Origin of the sequence: Bradyrhizobium yuanmingense, assembly GCF_025200905.1 — a bacterium.
Classification (GTDB): domain Bacteria; phylum Pseudomonadota; class Alphaproteobacteria; order Rhizobiales; family Xanthobacteraceae; genus Bradyrhizobium; species Bradyrhizobium yuanmingense.
This window is the reverse complement of the sequence record NZ_CP104173.1, coordinates 4,441,491-4,467,242: the sequence shown is the minus strand read 5'-3', so window position 1 is coordinate 4,467,242 and position 25,752 is coordinate 4,441,491. Positions and strand designations below refer to the sequence as shown.

General features: G+C 63.5%; 16 protein-coding genes and 1 pseudogene. All 17 read left to right on the top strand.

Features of this window, described 5'->3' with window-relative positions:
- Nucleotide 1: 1 nt before the first annotated feature.
- The 17 genes and pseudogenes from N2605_RS21020 to tuf all read left to right on the top strand — a co-directional run bounded on the left by N2605_RS21020 (nucleotide 2) and on the right by tuf (nucleotide 25,724).
- Nucleotides 2-1,018, top strand: a complete 1,017-nt coding sequence (locus tag N2605_RS21020) for a lysylphosphatidylglycerol synthase transmembrane domain-containing protein (RefSeq protein WP_225113230.1) — start codon at nucleotides 2-4, stop codon at nucleotides 1,016-1,018.
- A gap of 82 nt (nucleotides 1,019-1,100) precedes the next feature.
- Nucleotides 1,101-2,369 (top strand): class I SAM-dependent methyltransferase, encoded by a 1,269-nt coding sequence (locus N2605_RS21015; RefSeq protein ID WP_109143353.1) that lies wholly within the window; start codon nucleotides 1,101-1,103, stop codon nucleotides 2,367-2,369.
- Between the two features lie 327 nt (nucleotides 2,370-2,696).
- The gene (secE, locus tag N2605_RS21010; protein WP_036010992.1) at nucleotides 2,697-2,888 is read left to right on the top strand and encodes a preprotein translocase subunit SecE; all 192 of its coding nucleotides are present in this window, start codon (nucleotides 2,697-2,699) and stop codon (nucleotides 2,886-2,888) included.
- Nucleotides 2,888-3,442, top strand: coding sequence for a transcription termination/antitermination protein NusG (gene nusG, locus N2605_RS21005; protein ID WP_018647229.1), 555 nt, complete (start codon nucleotides 2,888-2,890; stop codon nucleotides 3,440-3,442). Before secE ends, nusG begins: the two co-directional genes overlap by 1 nt.
- 129 nt (nucleotides 3,443-3,571) lie before the next feature.
- Nucleotides 3,572-4,000 (top strand): 50S ribosomal protein L11, encoded by a 429-nt coding sequence (gene rplK, locus N2605_RS21000; protein ID WP_011088164.1) that lies wholly within the window; start codon nucleotides 3,572-3,574, stop codon nucleotides 3,998-4,000.
- Nucleotides 4,001-4,006: 6 nt separating this feature from the next.
- Nucleotides 4,007-4,699, top strand: a complete 693-nt coding sequence (gene rplA, locus N2605_RS20995; RefSeq protein ID WP_025037003.1) for a 50S ribosomal protein L1 — start codon at nucleotides 4,007-4,009, stop codon at nucleotides 4,697-4,699.
- A gap of 90 nt (nucleotides 4,700-4,789) precedes the next feature.
- A pseudogene (locus N2605_RS20990) lies at nucleotides 4,790-5,742 on the top strand (2-hydroxyacid dehydrogenase).
- Nucleotides 5,743-6,325: 583 nt separating this feature from the next.
- On the top strand, nucleotides 6,326-6,844 hold the full coding sequence (rplJ, locus tag N2605_RS20985) for a 50S ribosomal protein L10 (protein ID WP_036010998.1): 519 nt from the start codon (nucleotides 6,326-6,328) through the stop codon (nucleotides 6,842-6,844).
- A gap of 54 nt (nucleotides 6,845-6,898) precedes the next feature.
- Nucleotides 6,899-7,279 (top strand): 50S ribosomal protein L7/L12, encoded by a 381-nt coding sequence (gene rplL / locus N2605_RS20980; protein WP_036027614.1) that lies wholly within the window; start codon nucleotides 6,899-6,901, stop codon nucleotides 7,277-7,279.
- Nucleotides 7,280-7,762: 483 nt separating this feature from the next.
- Nucleotides 7,763-11,887 carry a DNA-directed RNA polymerase subunit beta gene (gene rpoB, locus N2605_RS20975; RefSeq protein WP_036027612.1) on the top strand — a complete coding sequence of 1,375 codons (4,125 nt, stop codon included), beginning with the start codon at nucleotides 7,763-7,765 and terminating at the stop codon, nucleotides 11,885-11,887.
- Nucleotides 11,888-12,016: 129 nt separating this feature from the next.
- Entirely contained in the window at nucleotides 12,017-16,213 is a 4,197-nt protein-coding gene (rpoC, locus tag N2605_RS20970) for a DNA-directed RNA polymerase subunit beta' (protein WP_036011015.1), read from the top strand.
- A gap of 185 nt (nucleotides 16,214-16,398) precedes the next feature.
- A complete protein-coding gene (locus N2605_RS20965) occupies nucleotides 16,399-18,453 on the top strand; it encodes an FAD-dependent oxidoreductase (protein WP_036027610.1) in 2,055 nt (684 codons plus the stop codon).
- A 134-nt stretch (nucleotides 18,454-18,587) separates the two neighbouring features.
- Nucleotides 18,588-20,633 (top strand): ABC transporter ATP-binding protein, encoded by a 2,046-nt coding sequence (locus tag N2605_RS20960; RefSeq protein ID WP_036027604.1) that lies wholly within the window; start codon nucleotides 18,588-18,590, stop codon nucleotides 20,631-20,633.
- An 896-nt stretch (nucleotides 20,634-21,529) separates the two neighbouring features.
- Nucleotides 21,530-21,901 (top strand): 30S ribosomal protein S12, encoded by a 372-nt coding sequence (gene rpsL, locus N2605_RS20955; protein ID WP_007603006.1) that lies wholly within the window; start codon nucleotides 21,530-21,532, stop codon nucleotides 21,899-21,901.
- Between the two features lie 15 nt (nucleotides 21,902-21,916).
- Entirely contained in the window at nucleotides 21,917-22,387 is a 471-nt protein-coding gene (gene rpsG / locus N2605_RS20950) for a 30S ribosomal protein S7 (protein ID WP_018647239.1), read from the top strand.
- Nucleotides 22,388-22,420: 33 nt separating this feature from the next.
- On the top strand, nucleotides 22,421-24,493 hold the full coding sequence (gene fusA, locus N2605_RS20945; RefSeq protein WP_036027596.1) for an elongation factor G: 2,073 nt from the start codon (nucleotides 22,421-22,423) through the stop codon (nucleotides 24,491-24,493).
- 40 nt (nucleotides 24,494-24,533) lie between these two features.
- Entirely contained in the window at nucleotides 24,534-25,724 is a 1,191-nt protein-coding gene (gene tuf, locus N2605_RS20940) for an elongation factor Tu (protein WP_025036994.1), read from the top strand.
- The last annotated feature ends 28 nt before the right edge of the window (nucleotides 25,725-25,752 follow it).

The following is a 25,752-nucleotide window of genomic DNA, read 5'->3' as shown; positions in this document are numbered from 1 at the left end:
GATGCAGTCGCGATTCAAGCATGCGGCCCTGTTTTCGGTGAAGCTGCTGCTGTCGATCGCCGTGCTGGTCTACATCGCGCGCGGTCTCGACCTGCGCCAGCTGCGCGACCATCTCGTCTCGGTCGATCCGGTCCTGTTCGTCGTCGCGCTTGCGCTGATCTTCGTCCAGACCTTCGTGCTCAACGGCCGGTGGGAGCTGATCATGCGCGCGCTCGGCGTGTCGCTGGATTGGCTCGCCGGCTGGCGGATACTGATGACCAGCCTCTGGTTCAATCAGGTGTTGCCGTCATCGGTCGGCGGTGACGCGGTGCGGATCTGGCTGCTGCGTCAACGCAGCGTGCAGTGGCCGGAGGCGGTCAAGGGCGTTGCAGCCGACCGCTTCACGGCATTGATCGGACTGGTCGTGCTGATGGTGGCCGGATTGCCGTTTCTGTTGTCGCGCGTGTCGAATCACGCTGCGATCCTGGCGATCGGCGGACTGACGGTGGCCGGCGTCGCCGGCACGCTGGTCCTGTTGACGCTCGACCGTCTGCCGAAACGCTTCACTGCGCTTCCCGCGATCGCGAGCTTCGTGCGGTTCGGAACGCTGGTCAGGTTTTTGCTCCTGCAGTCCGAGCGCCGTGCGCTGCTGTTCGGATCGGCGCTCCTCATCCATCTCGTCACCGCCGCGGCCTGCTACACCTTGGCGCGCGGCGTCGGAGCGCATCTCTCTGTCCTCGACGCCGGCATTCTGATTCCGCCGGTGGTGCTGTTGACGGCGGTCCCCATCTCGATCAGCGGCTGGGGCGTTCGCGAGGGAGCGATGGTCGCCTGCCTGGGTCTGGCGGGTGTGTCGTCCGAGCAGGCGCTGTCGGTATCGCTCCTGCTGGGCGCCATTAGCGTGATCATCGGGCTCGTCGGTGGCGTAATCTGGCTGGCAAGTCCGGAGCGCGGCTCGTATTCGGCCGACAAGGTGGCCAAGGCAGCGGAGGACGCGCCCGGCTACGGGCTGGGCAACGAGGCCTCGAGCCACCCATGACCCGCTTGAGCCCGTTGCCGATCTGGTCTTCACAGGGTGGGACTATCCCACTCGCGCGCGTATCTCATTCTTCGGTTGCACGATGAAAAACCTGTTCTACGTCCGCAATACTTGCCGCCTCTGTCATTCCGACAAGCAAGAGCTGGTCGTCCCGATGGCAGGCATGCCGATCGGCACGCCGAACTTCCAGGTGCCGAACGCCAGCGTCGACGATCCCGTGTTCCGCGCTGCGGTGCCGATGGCGCTGCATCTGTGCCGGGACTGCGGCCACCTCCAGATCCTCCATGTCGGCAATCCGGAGATCCAGTACCGAAACTATGTCTATACCACCTCGCTCTCACTCGGCCTGCGCGAGCATTTCGCTACCTATGCCGACGACGTCGTCAGCCGTTTCGGCATTGCGTCGGGTTCGCTGGTGGTCGAGCTCGGCAGCAATGACGGATCGCTGCTCGGCTTCTTCAAGGAGCGGGGGATGCGGGTGCTGGGTGTTGATCCCGCCGTCGACATCGCGCGGCGCGCCACGGAGGCGGGCATCGAGACCATCGGCGATTTCTTCACCGATGCCGTCGGTCGCCGCATCCTGCAGAGCCATGGCGCGGCGAGCGTCGTGATCGCCAACAACATGATCGCCAATGTCGACAATCTGGATCCGCTGGTGATCGGGGTTCGCGACGTGCTCGCGCCGGACGGATTGTTCGTCTTCGAAACGCAATACGGCGTCGACGTCACCGAGAAGAACCTGCTCGATACCGTCTATCACGAGCATCTGTCGTATTTTAACATCAAGCCGCTGATCCGTTTCTTCGCCCGGCTGGGCATGGAGCTGATCGACGTCCAGCACATCTGGACCAAGGGCGGTTCGATCCGCGTGACCGTGCAGCGCGCCGGCGGCGCCAAGAAACCGTCGGCCGAGGTCGCGCGTTTCGTTGCCGAGGAAGACCGGCTCGGCGTCGATCAGCCGGCCTATTATGTGCCGTACGTGAAGAGGATCGCCGCCATCCGTGACGAATTGGTCGCGATGGCAGATGCCGCCCATGCGCGCGGTGAGCTGGTCGCCGGCTATGGCGTCTCGGTGGGCACCACGACGCTGCTGCCGCAGTTCGGCCTGGAGAACAAGATCGACTTCCTGGTGGACGACGATCCCAACAAGGGGAAGGTGATGGCGGGCCCCGGCTATGACATCCCGATCCTGCCGCCTGCCGCTCTCTACGAGCGCAAACCCGCGTTCGTCGTGGTCTTCGCCTGGCGCTATGTCGACCCGATCCGGGCCAAGCACGCCCGCTATTTCGCCGAAGGCGGGAAGTTCGTGGTGCCGCTGCCGGGGATTTCCATGGTCGACCGGGCCGACTGACGGCTCCCGATAGCCTTGCCGGGGATGGGATGGCGCGTTCCGGGCGGTCGACAAGTCCTTGATCCACATGGCCTCTGCACGACCCTCGGGGGGAGGGCGGCCTGCCCGGGCGAACTCTCTCTACCTTGACCTTTGGCCGCATCCGCAGTAGATACCCGGCACTCGCAGCCGGCCCGTTAGACGCGGATTTCCGGCGCGGCCTTGAAATCCCCGAACAATCGAGCCCGGTTTCCGGCTCATCCTTCGAGACAGAGGGCTGGGCCAACGGCGGCTGTTCGGATCCCTGAAATTCATTTGCGTCTGTCGACGGACGCTGGACCTCAAGCGATGGCAGTCAGCCCGTTCAAGTTCTTGCAGGAAGTGCGCTCGGAGACTGCCAAGGTCACCTGGCCGACCCGCCGTGAGACCACGATCACCACCATCATGGTGTTCGTCATGGTCGCGGTGGCTTCGATCTTCTTCTTCGCCGCCGACCTGATCATTCGCTACCTCGTCACCTTCCTCCTGGGCATTCAATGATGGCAACAGCAACCGCTCAAGTGTCCGACAAGCGCTGGTACATCGTCCACGCCTATTCGAACTTCGAGAAGAAGGTCGCCGAATCGATCCGCGAGCAGGCCAAGCAGCGCGGGCTCGAGGAGCTGTTCGAGCTGGTGCTGGTTCCGACCGAGAAGGTCACGGAAGTGCGCCGCGGCCGCAAGATCGACGCCGAGCGCAAGTTCTTCCCCGGCTACGTGCTGGTGAAGATGAAGCTGACCGACGAGGCGTTCCATCTGATCAAGAACACGCCGAAGGTCACGGGCTTCCTCGGCGCCGAGAACAAGCCGATGCCGATCTCGGAAGCCGAGGCCATGCGCATCCTGCACCAGGTGCAGGAGGGCGTGGAACGGCCGAAGGCGTCGGTGTCGTTCGAGATCGGCGAGAACGTGCGCGTGGCCGACGGCCCGTTCGCCTCGTTCTCGGGTGTGGTCGAGGAGATCGATGAGGCGCGCTCGCGCGTGAAGGTCGCCGTGTCGATCTTCGGCCGCGCGACGCCGGTCGAGCTGGAATTCGGTCAGGTCGAGAAGGTCTGATCGGGTAACGCGGGAGGCTTCGGTCTCGCGCAACAAGAGGCCGTGGGAGGGAGGGGCGGTTGCCAGCCGCATCCGACCCAGACCACGAACCTGAAACCGCCGGTCCTGCCGGCACAACAGGAGTGATACATGGCAAAGAAAGTGACCGGATACCTGAAGCTTCAGGTCCCGGCCGGCGCGGCGAATCCCTCGCCCCCGATCGGTCCCGCGCTCGGTCAGCGCGGTCTCAACATCATGGAGTTCTGCAAGGCGTTCAACGCCCAGACCCAGAAGGAAGAGAAGAACACCCCGATCCCGGTGATCATCACCATCTATGCGGACCGTTCCTTCACCTTCGAGATGAAGACGCCGCCGATGTCCTACTTCCTCAAGCAGGCTGCAAAAATCCAGTCCGGCTCGAAGGCGCCGGGCCGCGACAAGGCCGGCAAGGTGACCAAGGCGCAGGTGCGCGAGATCGCCGAGAAGAAGATGAAGGACTTGAATTGCGACACCATCGAATCGGCCATGAAGATGGTCGAGGGCTCGGCCCGTTCGATGGGTCTGGAAGTTGCGGGGTAAGCGGCCATGGCAATCGGAAAGCGTTTGAACAAAGCCCGCGAAGGCATTGACCGCGAAAAGCTTTACCCGCTCGCGGACGCCATCAAGATGGTCAAGGAACGCGCGAAAGCGAAGTTCGACGAGACCATCGAGGTCGCGATCAATCTCGGCGTCGATCCGCGCCACGCCGACCAGATGGTCCGCGGTGTCGTGACCCTGCCAAACGGCACCGGCCGTACGCTCCGCGTCGGCGTGTTCGCCCGCGGCGCCAAGGCCGATGAAGCCAAGGCCGCCGGTGCGGACGTCGTCGGCGCCGAGGACCTGGTCGAGAAGGTGCAGAACGGCACGATCGATTTCGACCGCTGTATCGCCACCCCCGACATGATGCCGCTGGTCGGCCGCCTCGGTAAGGTGCTCGGCCCGCGCGGCCTGATGCCGAACCCGAAGATCGGTACCGTGACCATGGACGTCACCGGTGCGGTGAAGGGCGCCAAGGGCGGCTCGGTCGAGTTCCGCGTCGAGAAGGCCGGCATCCTGCAGGCCGGCGTCGGCAAGGCCTCGTTCTCCGAGGAGAAGCTGGTCGAGAACATCAAGGCTCTGGCTGACGCGGTCTCCAAGGCGAAGCCGGCCGGTTCCAAGGGCACCTACATCCAGCGCGTTGCGGTGTCCTCGACGATGGGCCCCGGCGTGAAGGTCGAGCCGGGCACCATTCTCGGCTGAGGTTTGGAAATTGCATGAGGCGAGGGGCGGGATCGGGCGACCGATTCCGCCCCTCGTCGTTTGTGGCGGCGCTCTTCGGAAACAACAACAATGGCTGACAAGGTCCTGATCTACTCGCGCTTTCCCAAGTCGATGATGGCGCGCTTCGCCGAGCGGTTCGAGCTGCTCGACACCGGCGGCAAGCCCGTGCGGGAGGTGTTTCCGGCGGAGGAGCTGGGCGGCATCCGCGCACTGCTGACTGCTGGCGGCTCGCCACTCGGTGCGGAGGCGATGGACCTGTTTCCGAAGCTCGGCGCCATCGTCTGCTATGGGACTGGCTATGATGGCGTCGACTTGAAGGCGGCGGCCAGCCGGAACATCGCGGTCGGTCACAGCCCAGGTGCCAATGCGGCTTCTGTCGCCGACATCGCGATGACCTTGATGCTGGCGACGACGCGGCGGATTTTGGTGGCCGACCAATATGTCCGCAGCGGCGATTGGGCGGCCTCGAAACAGTCGCCGATGATGCGTCCCCAGGCCGGCATGCCCGGCCGCCGCATCGGCATCTACGGCATGGGTGAGATCGGCCGCAAAATCGCCGCGCGCTGTGCTGCTTTCGAGAGCGAGGTCGGCTATTTCAGCCGCACCCGGTATGATCTGCCCTATCAGTACTTTCAGACCCTGGAGGCGCTCGCCGATTGGTGCAGCGTCCTGATGATCGCGGTGCGGGCAGGGGCCGAGACCCAACATGCCGTCAACGCCGATATCCTCAGGCGCCTCGGGGCGGAGGGCTACGTCGTCAACATCTCCCGCGGCTCCGTCATCGACGAGAAGGCGCTGGTCGCGGCGCTCACCGACAAGACGATCGCGGGGGCGGGCCTCGACGTCTTCGAGAAGAAACGCACGCGCCTGACGCCCTGACCGAACTCCCCAACGTGGTGTTCGCCCCGCATATCGGCGGCCACACCCTGGATTCGCACGTCGCGATGCAGAACTGCGTGCTGGCCAACCTGACCGCGTTCTTCGAGGGCAAACCGCTGCCGTATCGGGTCAAATCGGCCTGAATCGGCCCTTGTTGGGCCATCTCAAGCCCAACCGCCAATCGATTGGAACTGGTGTGAATTTTGCTCTTGGCAAGCAGGCTCCGAGCGGTTAAAGAACCGCCTCCGGACGTGCCGGCCTCGGCTGGCGCGTTCGTGCACGCATTCCGAAAACCCGACACGACAGGAGATCATTCCTTTTCAGGACGTCCGTGAGGATTTGCCCGAAAAGGAAGGAAGATCCGTCTTTTGGCAGGGATGCGGGCAGAGGTCGGGCGGTTCGCCGGCTGACCTCGTCCTGTCCAAGACTGCAGGCGCCCGCGGGGAATCTCGATTCCTCAACGGCTTAATCGCATGGCCTGCATAGACGGGTGAAGACCGGATTTCACTTCGCATCCAGCTTTAAGGGCTGGTTTTGCGAAACGGGTCTGGTTCGGACCTCGACACGCCGTGGGCCCTTGGGCTCCCGGAGGGCAGGCTTTGAATTGTCGTCTTGCCCGGCGTGTCCGATGGGTTTTTGACCCGGAGGTTCAGGTTTGGGCGGGACGATGGGTGCAACCCGGCGGTCCCGCTTCTCGCGATGACCGCCAACCGGAGAGAGCTTGCTGTGGAACGAGCGGCAAAAAAAGAAGCGGTCGAACAGCTCAACGAGGTCTTCAAGACCACGAGCGTCGCGATCGTTGCTCAATATTCCGGCCTCACCGTCGCCCAGATGCAGAAGCTGCGCCAGCAGATGAAGCAGGCGGGTGCCGCGGTGAAGGTCTCGAAGAACCGTCTCGCCAAAATTGCTCTTGAAGGCACTGACGTCGTTGCCATCGGCCCCATGCTGAAGGGGCCGACCGTGATCGCGACTTCGAACGATCCGGTAGCGGCGCCAAAGGTCGCCATCGAATTCGCCAAGGCGAACGAAAAGTTCGTCATCGTCGGCGGATCGATGGGGAAGACCGTCCTGAATGTCGACGGTGTGAAGGCGCTTGCCTCGCTGCCGTCGCTTGACGAACTGCGCGGCAAGATCGTCGGCCTCATCGTGGCCCCGGCGACCAAGCTGGCCCAGCTCGCCAACGCGCCCGCGGGCAAGCTCGCGCGCGTCATCCAGGCTCATGCCTCAAAGGGCGAAGCGGCCTGACGCCCTTCGCAAAACTCAAACCCGAACCAGACTTACAGTTAAGGAAACTGAACAATGGCTGACCTGCAGAAGATCGTTGACGACCTCTCGAGCCTGACCGTGCTCGAAGCTGCCGAACTCGCGAAGCTCCTCGAAGAGAAGTGGGGCGTTTCGGCTGCCGCGGCTGTCGCCGTGGCCGGCCCGGCCGCTGGCGGCGGCGGTGCTGCCGCTCCGGCGGAAGAGAAGACCGAGTTCACGGTCGTTCTCGCCAGCGCCGGCGACAAGAAGATCGAGGTCATCAAGGAAGTCCGCGCCATCACCGGTCTCGGCCTGAAGGAAGCAAAGGACCTCGTCGAGGGTGCTCCGAAGCCGCTGAAGGAAGGCGTGAACAAGGACGAAGCCGACAAGATCAAGGCCCAGCTCGAGAAGGCTGGCGCCAAGGTCGAGCTCAAGTAAGCACTGCTTACTGGCGGGATCCCGGGCGGGCAACGGCTCTGCCCGGGATCCTGGTCCCCCTTCGAGAGGGTGGACCGGAATGCAAAAGGCGTGCGACGGAACGATCCGACGCAGGCCAAACACGAAAAAGTGTGGGGATTTGAGGGTTTGACCCTCGAATCTGCACTATTGTCGCCCCATATCGGGTCGGCAGCACGAAAGCGCGGTGGGCAGGGATGCCGGATTTCCCTGTAAGCCGTTGGGAGAGCAGGCTATTTCGGGCTTTTGCAGTCCGTGAAGATGATCGTTGTGACGGGCGGGCGCGCATCTGCGCCCCGCGCGTCGTTTTGCGTTTTGAAGGTCTGAAGAACAGATTCAGGACATCGGCGCCTGAAACTGCGTCTCCGGCCCCCCAAGACGGGTTCGAAAATTCAACCCGGAAAGCGGTGGCAGCCGCGGTCCGGACGGTGCGCCCAGGGCGGGCGACGAAAATGAGAGGCCACGATGGCGCAGCAGACATTCACCGGTCGCAAACGCGTTCGCAAGTTCTTCGGACACATCAAGGAAGTCGCCGAGATGCCGAACCTCATCGAGGTTCAGAAGGCGTCCTATGACCAGTTCCTGATGGTGGACGAACCCCAGGGCGGACGTCTCGACGAGGGTCTGCAGGCGGTGTTCCGCTCGGTGTTTCCGATCTCCGACTTCTCCGGCACCTCGATGCTGGAATTCGTCCGCTACGAGTTCGAGCAGCCGAAATACGACGTCGACGAGTGCCGCCAGCGCGGCATGACCTTCGCTGCGCCCCTCAAGGTGACGCTGCGCCTCATCGTGTTCGATATCGACGAGGAAACCGGCGCGAAGTCGGTGAAGGACATCAAGGAGCAGGACGTCTACATGGGCGACATCCCGCTCATGACGATGAACGGCACCTTCATCGTCAACGGCACCGAGCGCGTCATCGTCTCGCAGATGCACCGTTCGCCCGGCGTGTTCTTCGACCACGACAAGGGCAAGACCCATTCCTCGGGCAAGCTGCTGTTCGCCGCCCGCGTCATCCCGTATCGCGGCTCCTGGCTCGACATCGAGTTCGACGCCAAGGACATCGTCTATGCGCGTATCGACCGTCGCCGCAAGATTCCGGTGACGTCGCTGATGTTCGCCCTCGGCCTCGACGGCGAGGCGATCCTCTCAACGTTCTACAAGAAGATTCTCTACAAGCGGACCAAGGAAGGCTGGCGCGTTCCGTTCGACGCCAACCGCTTCCGCGGCTACTCCACGGTCAACGACCTGATCGATGCCGACACCGGCAAGGTTGTGCTCGAGGCCGGCAAGAAGCTCACCGTCCGCGCCGCCCGCCAGCTCCAGGAGAAGGGGCTGAAGGCGCTGCGCATGGCCGACGAGGAGCTGGTCGGCAACTACGTCGCCGAGGATCTCGTCAACCCCAAGACCGGTGAGATCCACGCCGAGGCCGGTGAGGAGATCACCGACAAGCTGATGAAGGCGCTCAACGAGCAGGGCTACAAAGAGCTGCCGCTGCTCGACATCGACCACGTCAATGTCGGCCCCTACATCCGCAACACGCTCTCGGCCGACAAGAACATGACGCGCGAGGACGCGCTGTTCGACATCTACCGCGTGATGCGTCCGGGCGAGCCGCCGACGCTGGAATCGGCGCAGGCCATGTTCCAGTCGCTGTTCTTCGACGCCGAGCGCTACGACCTCTCCGCGGTCGGCCGCGTCAAGATGAACATGCGCCTCGACCTCGATGCGCCCGACACCCAGCGCACGCTGCGCAAGGAGGACATCCTCTCCGTCATCAAGACGCTGGTGGATCTGCGCGACGGCAAGGGCGAGATCGACGACATCGACCATCTCGGCAACCGCCGCGTGCGTTCGGTCGGCGAGCTCATGGAGAACCAGTACCGCATCGGCCTGTTGCGCATGGAGCGCGCGATCAAGGAGCGCATGTCCTCGGTCGACATCGACACGGTCATGCCGCAGGACCTGATCAACGCCAAGCCGGCCGCCGCCGCGGTGCGCGAGTTCTTCGGCTCCTCGCAGCTCTCGCAGTTCATGGACCAGACCAACCCGCTCAGCGAGATCACCCACAAGCGCCGTCTCTCGGCGCTCGGACCGGGCGGTCTCACCCGCGAGCGCGCTGGCTTCGAGGTGCGCGACGTGCACCCGACGCATTACGGCCGCATCTGCCCGATCGAGACGCCGGAAGGTCCGAACATCGGCCTGATCAACTCGCTCGCGACCTTCGCGCGCGTGAACAAGTACGGCTTCGTCGAGACGCCGTATCGCAAGGTCAAGGATGGCCGTGTCACCGACGAGGTCGTGTACCTGTCGGCGATGGAGGAAGGGCGCTATTCCGTGGCCCAGGCCAACGTGCCGGTCGACGCCAAGGGCCGCTTCACCGAAGACCTCGTGGTCTGCCGTTCGAGCGGCACCCGCGACGTCGTGCCGATGACGCCCGACAAGGTCGACTACATGGACGTGTCGCCGAAGCAGCTCGTTTCGGTCGCCGCGGCGCTGATCCCGTTCCTCGAGAACGACGACGCCAACCGCGCGCTGATGGGCTCGAACATGCAGCGCCAGGCGGTGCCGCTGGTTCGCGCCGAGGCGCCGTTCGTCGGCACCGGCATGGAGGGCGTGGTTGCCCGTGACTCGGGCGCTGCGATCGCGGCGCGCCGTTCGGGCGTGATCGACCAGATCGATGCGACCCGCGTCGTCATCCGCGCCACGGAAGATCTCGATCCGACCAAGTCGGGCGTCGATATCTACCGCCTGATGAAGTACCAGCGCTCGAACCAGTCGACCTGCATCAACCAGCGTCCGCTGGTGAAGGTCGGCGACGTCGTCAGGAAGGGCGACATCATCGCCGACGGTCCTTCGACCGATCTCGGCGAGCTCGCGCTCGGCCGCAACGTGCTGGTCGCGTTCATGCCGTGGAACGGCTACAACTTCGAAGACTCGATCCTGCTCTCCGAGCGGATCGTGAAGGAGGACGTCTTCACCTCGATCCACATCGAGGAGTTCGAGGTGATGGCCCGCGACACCAAGCTCGGACCTGAGGAAATCACCCGCGACATTCCGAACGTCTCGGAAGAAGCGCTGAAGAACCTCGACGAAGCCGGTATCGTCTACATCGGCGCGGAAGTGCGCGCCGGCGACATCCTGGTCGGCAAGATCACGCCGAAGGGCGAAAGCCCGATGACGCCGGAAGAGAAGCTGCTGCGCGCCATCTTCGGCGAGAAGGCCTCCGACGTCCGCGACACCTCGCTGCGCGTTCCCCCGGGCGTGCAGGGCACCATCGTCGAAGTGCGCGTGTTCAACCGCCACGGCGTCGACAAGGACGAGCGTGCGCTGGCGATCGAGCGGGAGGAGATCGAGCGCCTCGCCAAGGACCGCGACGACGAGCAGGCGATCCTGGACCGCAACGTCTACAACCGTCTTGCCGAGCTGCTCGAGGGGCGGCAGGGCATTGCAGGTCCCAAGGGCTTCAAGAAGGACACCAAGATCACCCGTGCGGTGCTCGAGGAGTATCCGAAGTCGCAATGGTGGCTGTTCGCTTCGCCGAACGACAAGCTGATGGCCGAGATCGAGGCCATGCGGAAGCAGTACGACGAGTCGAAGAAGGGACTGGAACAGCGCTTCCTCGACAAGGTCGAGAAGCTTCAGCGCGGTGACGAATTGCCGCCCGGCGTGATGAAGATGGTCAAGGTCTTCGTCGCGGTGAAGCGCAAGATCCAGCCCGGCGACAAGATGGCCGGCCGCCACGGCAACAAGGGCGTGGTGTCGAAGATCGTGCCGATCGAGGACATGCCGTTCCTCGAAGACGGCACGCATGCCGACATCGTGCTCAATCCGCTCGGCGTGCCTTCGCGCATGAACGTCGGACAGATCCTCGAGACCCATCTCGGCTGGGCCTGCGCCGGCCTCGGCAAGCGTATCGGCCAGACCGTCGATGCGTACCTGTCGAAGCAGGACATCAAGCCGCTGAAGGAGACCTTGAAGAAGGTCTACGGCGAAGACGAGACGATCAAGTCGCTCAACGACAACGAGCTGCTCGAACTCGGCCATAACCTCAGCCGCGGCGTGCCGATCGCAACCCCGGTGTTCGACGGCGCCAAGGAAGCCGATATCGAGGAGATGCTGAAGCTTGCCGGTCTCGACGCTTCGGGTCAGTCGACCGTCTATGACGGCCGCACCGGCGATCCGTTCGATCGCAAGGTGACGGTGGGCTACATCTACATGCTCAAGCTGCACCATCTGGTCGACGACAAGATCCATGCGCGTTCGATCGGTCCGTACTCGCTCGTCACCCAGCAGCCGCTGGGCGGCAAGGCGCAGTTCGGCGGCCAGCGCTTCGGCGAAATGGAGGTGTGGGCGCTCGAGGCTTACGGCGCGGCGTACACGCTCCAGGAGATGCTGACGGTGAAGTCGGACGACGTCGCCGGCCGTACCAAGGTGTACGAGGCGATCGTGCGCGGCGACGACACGTTCGAGGCCGGTATTCCGGAATCGTTCAACGTGCTGGTCAAGGAAATGCGCTCGCTCGGCCTCAACGTCGACCTGCACAACTCCAAGATGGGACCGGCGCCGACGTCGGAAGCGGCCGAGTAATTCGACCTGTCATGCCTGGCCTTCGCGGCCGGGCATCGGCGCCCCGCCCGAGGCCTTGAGGGCAGGGCGCCATGCAGAAGTGATTTTCGAATTTGCGGCCGGAGGCGACCGGCACGCGAGGAGAAGACGATGAACCAAGAAATTATGAATCTCTTCAACCCGACGACGCCGGCTCAGGTCTTCGACCAGATCCGGATCTCGATCGCGTCTCCAGAGAAGATTCTGTCCTGGTCCTACGGCGAGATCAAGAAGCCGGAGACCATCAACTATCGTACCTTCAAGCCCGAGCGCGACGGCCTGTTCTGCGCCCGCATCTTCGGGCCGATCAAGGACTACGAGTGCTTGTGCGGCAAGTACAAGCGCATGAAGTACAAGGGCATCATCTGCGAGAAGTGCTCGGTCGAGGTCACGCTGTCGCGCGTCCGGCGCGAGCGCATGGGTCATATCGAACTCGCAGCCCCCGTCGCGCACATCTGGTTCCTGAAGTCGCTGCCCTCGCGCATCGGCCTCCTGCTCGACATGACGCTGAAGGATCTCGAGCGGATCCTCTACTTCGAATATTACGTCGTGCTCGAGCCGGGCCTCACCGCGCTGAAGGACCGTCAGCTGCTGTCGGAAGACGAGTATCTGAAGGCGCAGGACGAGTACGGCCAGGACAGCTTCACCGCCATGATCGGCGCCGAGGCGATCCGCGAGCTGCTCAAGGGCATGGACCTCGAGAAGCTCGAGGCCTCGCTGCGTGCCGAGATGCAGGAGACCGACTCCGACATCAAGCACAAGAAGCTCGCCAAGCGTCTGAAGATCGTGGAAGCGTTCCGCCATTCCGGCAACAAGCCGGAATGGATGATCATGACCGTGATCCCGGTGATTCCGCCGGACCTGCGTCCGCTGGTGCCGCTGGACGGCGGCCGTTTCGCGACCTCTGATCTCAACGACCTCTATCGCCGCGTCATCAACCGCAACAACCGCTTGAAGCGGCTGATGGAGCTGCGCGCGCCCGACATCATCATCCGCAACGAGAAGCGCATGCTTCAGGAAGCGGTCGATGCGCTGTTCGACAACGGCCGCCGCGGCCGCGTCATCACCGGCGCCAACAAGCGTCCGCTGAAGTCGCTCGCCGACATGCTCAAGGGCAAGCAGGGCCGCTTCCGCCAGAACCTGCTCGGCAAGCGCGTCGACTATTCGGGCCGTTCGGTGATCGTGGTCGGTCCCGAGCTGCGCCTGCATCAGTGCGGCCTGCCGAAGAAGATGGCGCTCGAGCTGTTCAAGCCGTTCATCTATTCGCGGCTCGACGCCAAGGGCCTGTCCACCACCGTGAAGCAGGCCAAGAAGCTGGTCGAGAAGGAACGGCCCGAGGTCTGGGACATCCTGGACGAGGTGATCCGCGAGCATCCGGTGCTGCTCAACCGCGCACCGACGCTGCACCGCCTCGGCATTCAGGCGTTCGAGCCCGTGCTGATCGAGGGCAAGGCGATCCAGCTTCACCCGCTGGTCTGCTCCGCGTTCAACGCCGATTTCGACGGCGACCAGATGGCCGTGCACGTTCCGCTGTCGCTCGAAGCGCAGCTGGAAGCGCGCGTCCTGATGATGTCGACCAACAACATCCTGCATCCGGCGAACGGCCAGCCGATCATCGTGCCGTCGCAGGACATCGTGCTCGGTCTGTACTACGTCTCGATCATGCGTGAAGGCCTGCCCGGCGAGGGCAAGGTGTTCGGCGACATGGCCGAGCTCGAGCACGCGCTGCACGCGAAGGTCATCCACCTCCACACCAAGATCAAGTATCGGTGGGAAGGCATGGACGAGACCGGCAAGGTCTCCAAGCGCTGGATCGAAACCACCGCCGGCCGCGTCATGCTCGGCAATCTGCTGCCGAAGAACCCGCGCATCTCCTACGAGATCATCAACAAGCTGATGACCAAGCGCGAGATCTCCGGCGTCATCGACCAGGTCTACCGCCACTGCGGCCAGAAGGAGACGGTGATCTTCTGCGATCGCATCATGGCGCTCGGCTTCTACAACGCGTTCAAGGCCGGCATCTCGTTCGGCAAGGACGACATGGTCGTGCCGCACGGCAAGTGGAAGATCGTCGACACCACCCGTACGCTGGCGAAGGATTTCGAGCAGCAGTACAACGACGGCCTGATCACCCACGGCGAGAAGTACAACAAGGTGGTCGACGCCTGGTCGAAGGCGACGGAAGAAATCGCCAAGGCGATGATGAAGGAGATCTCCGCCACCAAGAAGACGGCGAGCGGGGCCGATGCCGACATCAACTCGATCTACATGATGGCTCACTCCGGTGCCCGCGGTTCGCCGGCCCAGATGCGCCAGCTCGCCGGCATGCGCGGCCTGATGGCCAAGCCGTCGGGCGAGATCATCGAGACGCCGATCATCTCGAACTTCAAGGAAGGCCTCTCGGTGCTTGAGTACTTCAACTCGACCCACGGCGCCCGCAAGGGCCTCGCGGACACCGCGTTGAAGACCGCGAACTCCGGCTACCTGACCCGTCGTCTCGTCGACGTGGCGCAGGACTGCATCATCACGCAGAGCGACTGCGGCACCAAGCTCGGCATCAAGATGCGCGCCATCGTCGACGCCGGTACCGTGGTCGCCTCGCTCGGCTCGCGCATCCTCGGACGCACGGCCTGCGAAGACGTGCGTGACAGCTCGGGCCAGGTGATCGTCAAGCGCGATACGCTGATGGAAGAGAGCCACGTGGATGCCATCCATCAGGCCGGCATCCAGGAGGTGAAGATCCGCTCGGCGCTGACCTGCGAGCTCGTCAACGGCATCTGCGGCAAGTGCTACGGCCGCGACCTCGCCCGCGGCACGCCGGTCAACCATGGCGAAGCGGTTGGCGTCATCGCGGCGCAGTCGATCGGCGAGCCGGGCACCCAGCTCACCATGCGCACCTTCCACATCGGCGGTGCGGCGCAGCTCAACGAGCAGTCCTTCGTCGAAGCCAACTTCGACGGCAAGATCGTGATCAGGAACAAGGCCATCGCCCGCAACAGCGAAGGTCACCTTATCGCGATGGTGCGCAACATGGTTGTCGCGATCGTCGATGCCGACGGCACCGAGCGTGCGACGCACCGTATCCAGTACGGTTCGCGTCTGCACGTCGACGAGGGCGACATGGTCAAGCGCGGCCAGCGCATCGTCGAATGGGATCCCTACACCCGTCCGCTGCTCACCGAGGTCGAAGGAACCATCGGCTTCGAGGATCTGGTCGAGGGGCAGTCGATCTCGGAAACGCTCGACGAGGCCACCGGTATCGCCAAGCGCGTGGTCATCGACTGGCGTTCGACGCGCGGCGGCTCGGACCTGCGTCCGGCCATCGTGGTGAAGGGCAAGGACGGCAAGGTGCTCAAGCTCGCCCGTGGCGGCGATGCCCGCTACATGCTGTCGGTCGACGCCATTCTCTCGGTCGACATCGGAGCCAAGGTCCAGCCGGGCGACATCCTCGCCCGTGTCTCGACCGAAAGCGCCAAGACGCGTGACATCACCGGCGGTCTGCCGCGGGTGGCGGAACTGTTCGAGGCTCGGCGCCCGAAGGATGCGGCGATCATCGCCGAAATCGCGGGCACCATCCGGTTCGGGCGCGACTACAAGAACAAGCGTCGCATCTCGATCGAGCCGATGGACAAGACCGACGAGCCGCGCGAGTACCTGATCCCGAAGGGCAAGCACATCCACCTTCAGGACGGCGACGTCGTCGAAAAGGGCGACTTCATCGTGGAAGGCAACCCGGCGCCGCACGACATCCTCGCGGTCAAGGGCATCGAGGAGCTCGCTGCCTATCTGGTCAACGAGATCCAGGAGGTCTACCGGCTGCAGGGCGTGCTCATCAACGACAAGCACATCGAGGTGATTGTCCGTCAGATGCTCCAGAAGGTGGAAATCACCGACCAGGGCGACACGGACATGATCTCCGGCGAGCAGGTCGACAAGATCGAGTTCGACGCGCTGAACGTGAAGGCCAAGGAAGAGGGCAAGAAGCCCGCCACGGGAACGCCGGTTCTGCTCGGCATCACCAAGGCGAGCCTCCAGACCCGCTCCTTCTTCTCGGCGGCATCGTTCCAGGAGACCACCCGCGTCCTCACCGAGGCGGCGGTCAACGGCAAGATCGATCCGCTCGAAGGCCTCAAGGAGAACGTCATCGTCGGCCGGCTGATCCCGGCGGGCACCGGCGCCTCCATGGCCAAGATCCGCGAAGTCGCCATGAAGCGCGACAAGCTGATCCTGGACGAGCGGGAGAAGCAGGCCGCCGTCGTGTCGCCGGCGCCGGAAGCCGAGCTTCCTGCGCTGCCGCCCGCGGAATGATCGTTCATCCGTAGGAATACCGAGGACAATGAAAAGGCCGGCTTTTGCCGGCCTTTTTGCTGCTTTGTTGCGATGCGGGATCAACCTTTGTTCATCTTTCCTTCAGCCGCAAAAGCGCTTGTGCTATGGCGCCTTAGACCGGTGGTCCCGCCAAGGGGGCAGGGCCGGAAGACCACGGAACTCTCATGCTTGATCTCGCAATCGTAGGCGGCGGCCCCGGCGGGCTGATGAGCGCCTGGTACCTGAAGCGCAAGCTCGGCGACCTCTGCCGCGTCACCATCTACGAGGCCTCCGACAGGCTCGGCGGCAAGATCGTCACCCGCAAGTTCGATTCGGCGCCCGCGATGTACGAGGCCGGCGTTGCCGAGATCTACGACTACTCCATGACAGGCCCGGACCCGCTGCGCGAGCTGATCCAGCATTTCGGCCTTCAGACCATTCCGATGGATGCCGAACAGGTGCAGTTCGGCGGTGAGCTGCTCAACGACGTTCCCGGCATGCGCCGCAAATACGGCGCCAGGACTGCCGCCGCGATCGAAGCCTTCCGCAAGCGCTGCGCCGAGGTGATGTCGCCGGTGGAATATTACGAGGGCGTCGGCGCGCACGACAACGAACATCCCTGGGCCTACAAGACCGCCGAGCAGGTGCTCGACGAGGAGGTCGAGGACGTCACCGCAAAGCGCTTCTTCAAGGTGATGGCGCGTTCCGACATCGCGACCGAGAGCCACAACACCAACGGGCTCAACGCGCTCAAGAACTATCTGATGGACGTCGACGGCTATATCGGCCTCTATTCCATCCAGAACGGCAACGAGCAGCTGATCGAATGCCTGCAGTCGGAGGTCAATGCCGACATCCAGCTCAATCACCGCGTGCTCACCGTCGGCAAGGCGCCGACCGGCCGGTATCAGCTCAAGATGATGAACGGCAAGGGGCCGGAGACCCGTGACTTCGATCTCGTGCTGGTCTGCCTGCCGCATTCCTGGCTCGCCACTCTCGGCTGGGAGGGCGAGCAGCTGCGCAGGTCGATGGTCAAGCACGTGGCCTATTTCGACCGGCCCGCGCACTATCTGCGCGTCTCGATCCTGTTCGACGAGCCGTTCTGGGGCGACAAGATTCCGGGCGCCTGGTTCATGTCGGAAGCCTTCGGCGGCTGCTGCGTCTACAACGAGGGCGCACGTCACGACGTCGGCAAGCATGGTGTTCTGAACTGGCTCATTCCCGGCTCTGACGCGCTGGCTTTTGCCAATCTGTCGGACCAGGAGCTGATCGAGACCGCCCTGAAATCGCTGCCGGCTTCTCTCGGCGATGCGCGTCTGCATTTCATGGAAGGCAAGATCCACCGCTGGCTGTCCTCGGTGAACGCGCTGCCTGGTGGTTTGCCCGCGCGCGACGTCATGACCAATCACCGGCCCGAGCCGAAGGAGCACCCCGGCATCGTGGTGGTCGGCGACTATCTGTTCGATTCGACGCTGAACGGCCTGCTGGATTCCTCGGACGCGGCGACCGACATCATCCTGACCGAGATGATGCGCCTGCGCCGCCAGCGCGCGCAGGACGACAAGCCGCTCTCGGACAAGATCGATCGCAAATATTTCGAGAATTATCGCGGTCTCGGCCCCTATCATCAGGCGTGGCGGCACTTCACCGATCCCGACTACCTGACGAAGCTGATCGGCATCGTCTGGGGCAGGGCGGCGGACGCCAAGCTGCTGGTCGCGGGCTCCGCCAGCGGCGAACTGGTCGGCGCCCTGCGCGATCGCGGCATCGATGCATGGGGAATCGAGAACAACCGCGCGATCCACGCCAGGACGCCGAAATCGCTGAAGAAGTACAACAAGCTCGGCACGATCACCGACATGCCGTTCAAGGACGGCACGTTCGACTTCGTGTTCGAGACCAGCCTCTGCCACGTTTCCCCCAAGCAAGTGGTCCGCGCGATCCGCGAGCTCAACCGCGTGGTCAGGACCGGCCTCGTGTTCGGCTCCATCACCTCCGACATGGCGCCGGCATTGATTGACCGCTACGACCTCTTGCGCGGAGTCAAGAAGCTCGGCACCTGGTGGGAATGGTCCGAGCTCTTCTTCGGCAACGGCTTCGACCTATCGATGCACCGCAAGGATTGCACCGATGCGCTGTGGGAGGCGACGCTCGCCGCCAACAAGGGGCCGGGGCAGTGGTACGCCGACGCGGACAGCTTGCGCTATTCCTTCTTCGACAAGGTCGAGGACGAGGACTAGCCCGGGGGACGCCAACCGAATTCGCCAATTGTTTTGCCGAATTCATCTTGATCGCATAGAATCGGTGCAATAGCGGTTGCCGCTATTTCCTGCGTTCTCTGCGGTCATGCCGGCCGTCAGCATCGGTTGGTTTCATGGCATCCAAGCCTTTCTTGCCTGGCGACAAGCCTCTATCTCCCGATCAACAGAAGCTCGCCGCGGAGGAGGCGGCCGGGCTCGATGGCAAGCTCGCCGACGCTGCCAAGCCGGATCTCAAGGACGACGAGGACGCCGAAGACGAGGGGGATGACGAGCTGGAGCTCGACGAGGACGATGAGGACGAGGACCTCGTCGTCTTTACCGCGCGCGAAGCCGCCGGGGCCCTTGCGACCATTGTCGGGTTCGTCAAGCCCTATCTCTCCAACTACAAGCGGATGCTGTCATTCGTGGCATTCGGCGTCGTGGTCGAGACGTTGTTCAACGTCATCATGCCGCTCAGCCTCAAGTTCCTGATCGACGATGCGCTCGGCGAGGAGGATTTTCAGGCGCTCTACAAGATCCTCGGCGTGCTCGCCGTCGCCGGCATTTTCACCTCGATCGTTGCAGTCTGGTACGAACGCTGGGACGCGCGACTTGCCGCTTGCATCATCTCCGATGTCCGCACACGCCTGTTCGAGCACGTCCAGGACCTGCCCGCCGCCTATTTCGGCCGCACCAGGCGCGGCGAGATCCTGTCGCGCTTCTCGGTCGATCTCTCGGCCTTCGAAGGCTCGGTCAAGACGTTCGCCAACAGTGCCGCGCTGCCGTTCCTGGAGCTGATCGCCGGCATCATCCTGATGCTGTTCCTCAACTGGCAGCTCGCCGTCGTCGCGCTGCTGGTGTTCCCGATCACGCTGATCGGCCCGCGGATCCTGACGCCGAAGGCGGTGCAGGCCAATTACGAACAGAAGCTCAATGAATCGGCGTTGCTGGGCCAAGTCCAGGAGAACGTGGCCGCCCAGGCGGTCATCAAGGCGTTCAGCCTGCAACGCAAGATGTTCGGCTTCTTCCGGTTGCGCAACGACGAGACCCGCAACAAGATGGCCTCGGCCACATTCCTCTCGACCATGGTGGAGCGGACAGTCACCATCTCGGTGCTCCTCCTGCACCTTGTGGTGCTCGCGATCGGCGCGTATCTGGCGACCAAGGGCCATATCACCATCGGCACCTTCGTCACTTTCGAGAGCGCGTTCTGGGAGGTCTCCTACAACATCGCCCATGTGATGCATTTCATCCCGGTGTCGATCTCCTCGGCCGCCGCGATCCGCCACATTCAGGAATTGCTCGACGAGCCGACCCGCAGCGCCGATCGCCCGGGCGCACCCGATCTGCCGCGCATCACCCACGACATTACATTCGATCACGTCACCTTCCAGTACGAGGGTGGTCAGACGCCGGTGCTGGACAATCTCAGCCTCAAGCTCGACGCCGGCAAGCGCATCGCGATCGTCGGTCCGAGCGGCTCCGGCAAGAGCACGCTGCTCAATCTGATCCTGCGGCTCTACGTGCCCGACGAAGGCCGCGTCACCATCGACGGCGTCGACGTCCGCAAGGTGACGCTGGACTCGCTGCGCCGGAGCATGGCGGTGGTGTTCCAGGAGAACATGCTGTTCAACATGTCGATCCGCGAGAACATCCGGCTCGGCAAGGAGGGCGCAACCGACGAGGAGGTGGAGGAGGCGGCCAAGAAGGCCGAGATCCACCGCTACATCATGAGCCTGCCGCAGCGCTACGACACGCCGGTCGGCGAGCGCGGCGACACGCTGTCGGGCGGCCAACGCCAGCGCATTGCGATCGCGCGCGCGATCATACGCAACCCTTCCGTGCTGCTGCTGGACGAAGCAACTTCGGCGCTGGACCAGACCACCGAGGCCGCAATCAACCGCACGCTGCTCAGGGTCGCCAAGGGTCGCACCATGATCTGGTCGACCCACCGCCTGACCTCGGTGGTCGAGATGGACGAGATCATCGTGATTTCAGGGGGCAGGGCGATCGAGCGCGGTTCCCATGCCGAGTTGCTCGCCAAGAATGGCACCTATCGCAAGCTGTGGAACGACCAGATCCACCAGCCCCATGGCGCGGCAGCTCATGCCGACGCCGACCGCGACGATGACGACGAGGACGAAGACCTCGATGACGATGAGGACGACGAGGAGGAGTAACCGCGGGCGGTGAGCTTCGAGCGGCCGCGTCTGATCGTCTCGTCTCACGGCAACGCGCGGTTCAGCGTCGACTCGTCGATTCTCTGATGCAAGGCGTTCGGCCGCCGCGCGCCGCGTTTTTTCGCACGCATGGTTTGGGGCAAGAGCCATTCGCGGATCGACCAGTCCGGGCTGAAGCCCCGTCACACCGGGCATCGCGGCGGGCCGGGAAAAGCTGGTAGACCGGCCACCAGCCAGCAAACCGAGCGCAGGCAGGTGAAAAGCCCCTCAGCTTGGTAATAAAACTACATTAGACCCGGGTATAATTGTTTCAGATCTGGCAGGTCAGTCGCGTCGCTCCTATATCAGGCAGGCGCGGGGAGGCGGCGAAGAGGCGATTTTTTGCAGGCGCATGAAGCGCTTTGTGACTGTCGTTTCACCTTGACTTGACCGATTCCCACTTATAGAAAGCGCCTCACTTAACGACAGGCGGTGAGCATCGCCAGCGTCGGAACGGGCCACCCGTTGATCCCCAAAGACTAGATCTGCCAGGGGTCGCAAAGACGGGCACCAACCTCGACGAATGCCGCTCAAACGCTGTCGATCATAGCTAGGCAATGCCAGTGCGACTTTAGTTCTCTCGAGCACGTTCTCTTGAGATCGAATTCGGATGCATGACCTCAGTGCGCGGGCCGCGGCGTTACGCTGAACGGCTTCGAGACTGCGGTCCTCTGTGGCGTCGAAGCGCTTTCCGCTCGTTGATGGAGCGGTTGGCGCAATTTCGCTTTGCGCGGGTCTTTCGCGCCAGGCGGCCCGTTCGGGCGGGTAGCTCGAGCAGAATTTGCGGACCCGGTGACGGGCCGCGGCAAGACAGCGGACCCGAGAGGGGCCGCGGCAGAAAAAGGGTGAAGGCCAGTATGCCGACGATCAACCAGCTGATCGCTCAACCGCGGGAAGTGCAGAAGTCGCGCAAGAAGGTGCCGGCGCTGCAGCAGTCGCCGCAGAAGCGTGGTGTTTGCACGCGCGTCTACACCACGACCCCGAAGAAGCCGAACTCGGCGCTTCGTAAGGTTGCCAAGGTGCGCCTGACCAACGGCTTCGAGGTGATCGGCTACATCCCCGGCGAGGGCCATAACCTCCAGGAGCACTCGGTGGTCATGATCCGCGGCGGCCGCGTTAAGGACTTGCCGGGCGTGCGCTATCACATCCTCCGCGGCGTTCTGGACACCCAGGGCGTCAAGAACCGTAAGCAGCGTCGTTCGAAGTACGGCGCCAAGCGTCCGAAGTAAGCGGGAACCAAGCCTATGTCTCGTCGCCACTCTGCGGAAAAGCGCGAAGTTCTTCCGGATCCGAAGTTCGGGAACATCATCGTCACGAAGTTCATGAACTCGGTGATGTACGCCGGCAAGAAGTCGGTTGCGGAAGGCATCGTCTATGGTGCGTTCGGCATCATCGAATCCAAGACCAAGCAGAACCCGCTCGGCGTGTTCGAGCAGGCGCTCGAGAACGTCATGCCGACCATCGAGGTCCGCTCCCGCCGCGTCGGCGGCGCGACCTACCAGGTTCCGGTCGAGGTCCGCTCGACCCGCCGGCAGGCGCTCGGCATTCGCTGGCTGATCGCGGCTGCGCGCGAGCGCAACGAGAAGACCATGACCGAGCGGCTCTCGGCGGAGCTCTTGGACGCATCGAACAACCGGGGGAACGCCGTCAAGAAGCGCGAAGACGTGCACCGCATGGCGGAAGCCAACCGCGCCTTCTCGCACTACCGCTGGTAACGGCGACACACTCGGACTCGCAAGGAACGACCCATGCCCCGCCAACATGCCATCGAGGACTACCGTAACTTCGGTATCATGGCGCATATCGACGCCGGCAAGACCACGACGACCGAGCGCATCCTCTATTACACCGGCAAGAGCCACAAGATCGGCGAAGTGCACGAAGGTGCCGCGACGATGGACTGGATGGAGCAGGAGCAGGAGCGTGGCATCACGATCACCTCGGCTGCGACCACCGCGTTCTGGAACGGCAAGCGCCTGAACATCATCGACACGCCCGGTCACGTCGACTTCACCATCGAAGTCGAGCGTTCGCTCCGCGTGCTCGACGGCGCCGTCTGCGTGCTCGACTCCAACCAGGGCGTCGAGCCCCAGACCGAGACCGTCTGGCGCCAGGGCGACAAGTACAAGGTTCCGCGCATCGTCTTCGCCAACAAGATGGACAAGATCGGTGCCGACTTCTTCAAGTGTCTGGCGGACATTGTCGACCGTCTGGGCGCCAAGCCCGTCGCGATCCAGCTTCCGATCGGTGCCGAGAACAACTTCAAGGGTCTCGTCGACCTCGTGAAGATGAAGGGCGTCGTCTGGAACGATGAATCGCTCGGCGCCAAGTTCGATTATGTCGATATTCCGGAAGACCTTGCCGACCAGGCCAAGGAATACCGCGAGAAGATGGTGGAAGCCGCCGTCGAGCTCGACGACGATGCCATGGCCGCCTATCTCGATGGCAAGGAGCCGGACGAGGCGACCCTGAAGCGCCTGATCCGCAAGGCGGTGCTGACCGGCGCGTTTTATCCCGTGCTGTGCGGCTCGGCCTTCAAGAACAAGGGCGTGCAGCCGCTGCTCGACGCCGTGGTCGACTATCTGCCGTCGCCGCTCGACGTGCCCGCGATCAAGGGCACCGACGACAAGGGCAACGAGGTCGTGCGCAAGGCGGACGACAAGGAGCCGCTGGCGCTGCTCGCGTTCAAGATCATGGACGACCCGTTCGTCGGCACCATCACCTTCTGCCGCATCTATTCCGGCATCCTGCAGAGCGGCACCGGCGTCGTGAACTCGACCCGCGAGAAGAAGGAGCGGATCGGGCGCATGCTGTTGATGCATGCGAACAACCGCGAGGACATCAAGGAAGCCTATGCCGGCGACATCGTCGCGCTGGCCGGTCTGAAGGAAGCGCGCACCGGTGACACGCTGTGCGATCCCGACAAGCAGGTGATCCTGGAGAAGATGGAGTTCCCCGAGCCGGTCATCGAGATCGCGATCGAGCCGAAGTCCAAGGCCGACCAGGAGAAGCTGGGCGTGGCGCTGGCCAAGCTCGCCGCGGAGGATCCGTCCTTCCGCGTGTCGACCGACCACGAGTCCGGCCAGACCATCCTCAAGGGCATGGGCGAACTCCACCTCGACATCAAGGTCGACATCCTCAAGCGCACCTACAAGGTCGACGCCAACATCGGCGCGCCGCAGGTGGCGTTCCGTGAGCGCATCACCAAGCGGGTGGAGCACAGCTATACCCACAAGAAGCAGACCGGCGGTACCGGCCAGTTCGCGGCCGTGTCGTTCATCGTCGAGCCGAACGAAGCCGGCAAGGGCTTCGAGTTCGAATCGAAGATCGTCGGTGGCGCGGTGCCGAAGGAATACATCCCGGGCGTCGAGAAGGGCCTGGAGAGCGTGCTGTCGTCCGGCGTGGTCGCGGGCTTCCCCGTGGTCGACGTCAAGGTGCAGCTCGTCGACGGCAAGTATCACGACGTCGACTCGTCGGCGCTCGCCTTCGAAATCGCCTCGCGCGCCTGCTTCCGCGAAGCGCTGCAGATGGGCAAGTCGGTCCTGCTCGAGCCGATCATGAAGGTCGAGGTGGTGACCCCGGAAGACTACACCGGCTCGGTCATCGGCGACCTGAATTCCCGGCGCGGTCAGATCCAGGGGCAGGACATGCGCGGCAACGCCAACGTCATCAACGCGATGGTGCCGCTCATGAACATGTTCGGTTACGTGAACAATCTGCGCTCGATGAGCCAGGGTCGCGCGACCTTCACCATGCAGTTCGATCACTACGCAGAAGCGCCGGCCAACGTGTCGGCAGAAGTCCAGAAGAAGTTTGCCTGATTGTCGTCGGTTGAAAGCTGACGATTGAACGGAGAGTCAAATGGCCAAAGCAAAGTTTGAACGTACCAAGCCGCACTGCAACATCGGCACCATCGGTCACGTCGACCATGGCAAGACGTCGCTGACCGCGGCGATCACCAAGGTTCTCGCCGAAGCCGGCGGTGCGACGTTCACCGCGTACGACCAGATCGACAAGGCGCCGGAAGAGAAGGCCCGCGGCATCACCATCTCGACCGCGCACGTCGAGTACGAGACGCCGAACCGCCACTACGCCCACGTCGACTGCCCCGGCCACGCCGACTACGTCAAGAACATGATCACCGGCGCTGCCCAGATGGACGGCGCGATCCTGGTCGTGTCGGCCGCTGACGGCCCGATGCCGCAGACCCGCGAGCACATCCTGCTCGCCCGCCAGGTCGGCGTGCCCGCGCTCGTCGTGTTCCTCAACAAGTGCGACATGGTCGACGATCCGGAGCTGCTCGAACTCGTCGAGCTCGAAGTCCGCGAGCTGCTCTCCAAGTACGAATTCCCCGGTGACAAGATCCCGATTATCAAGGGTTCGGCGCTCGCCGCTCTCGAAGACTCCGACAAGAAGCTCGGCCACGACGCCATCCTCGAGCTGATGAAGAACGTCGACGAGTACATCCCGCAGCCGGAGCGTCCGATCGACCAGCCGTTCCTGATGCCGGTTGAAGACGTGTTCTCGATCTCGGGCCGCGGCACCGTCGTGACCGGCCGTGTCGAGCGCGGCGTCGTCAAGGTCGGCGAGGAAATCGAGATCGTCGGTCTCCGCGCCACCCAGAAGACCACCGTCACCGGCGTCGAAATGTTCCGCAAGCTGCTCGATCAGGGCCAGGCCGGCGACAACATCGGCGCGCTGCTCCGCGGCACCAAGCGCGAAGACGTCGAGCGCGGCCAGGTTCTGGCCAAGCCGGGTTCGGTCAAGCCGCACACCAAGTTCAAGGCCGAGGCCTACATCCTCACCAAGGAAGAGGGCGGTCGCCACACCCCGTTCTTCACCAACTACCGTCCGCAGTTCTACTTCCGCACCACCGACGTGACCGGTGTCGTGCACCTGCCGGAAGGCACCGAGATGGTGATGCCGGGCGACAACATCGCGATGGAAGTGCACCTGATCGTGCCGATCGCGATGGAAGAGAAGCTCCGCTTCGCGATCCGCGAAGGCGGCCGCACTGTCGGCGCCGGCGTCGTCGCCTCGATCATCGAGTAACAACGCGAATAGGGAATGGCGAGTGGCG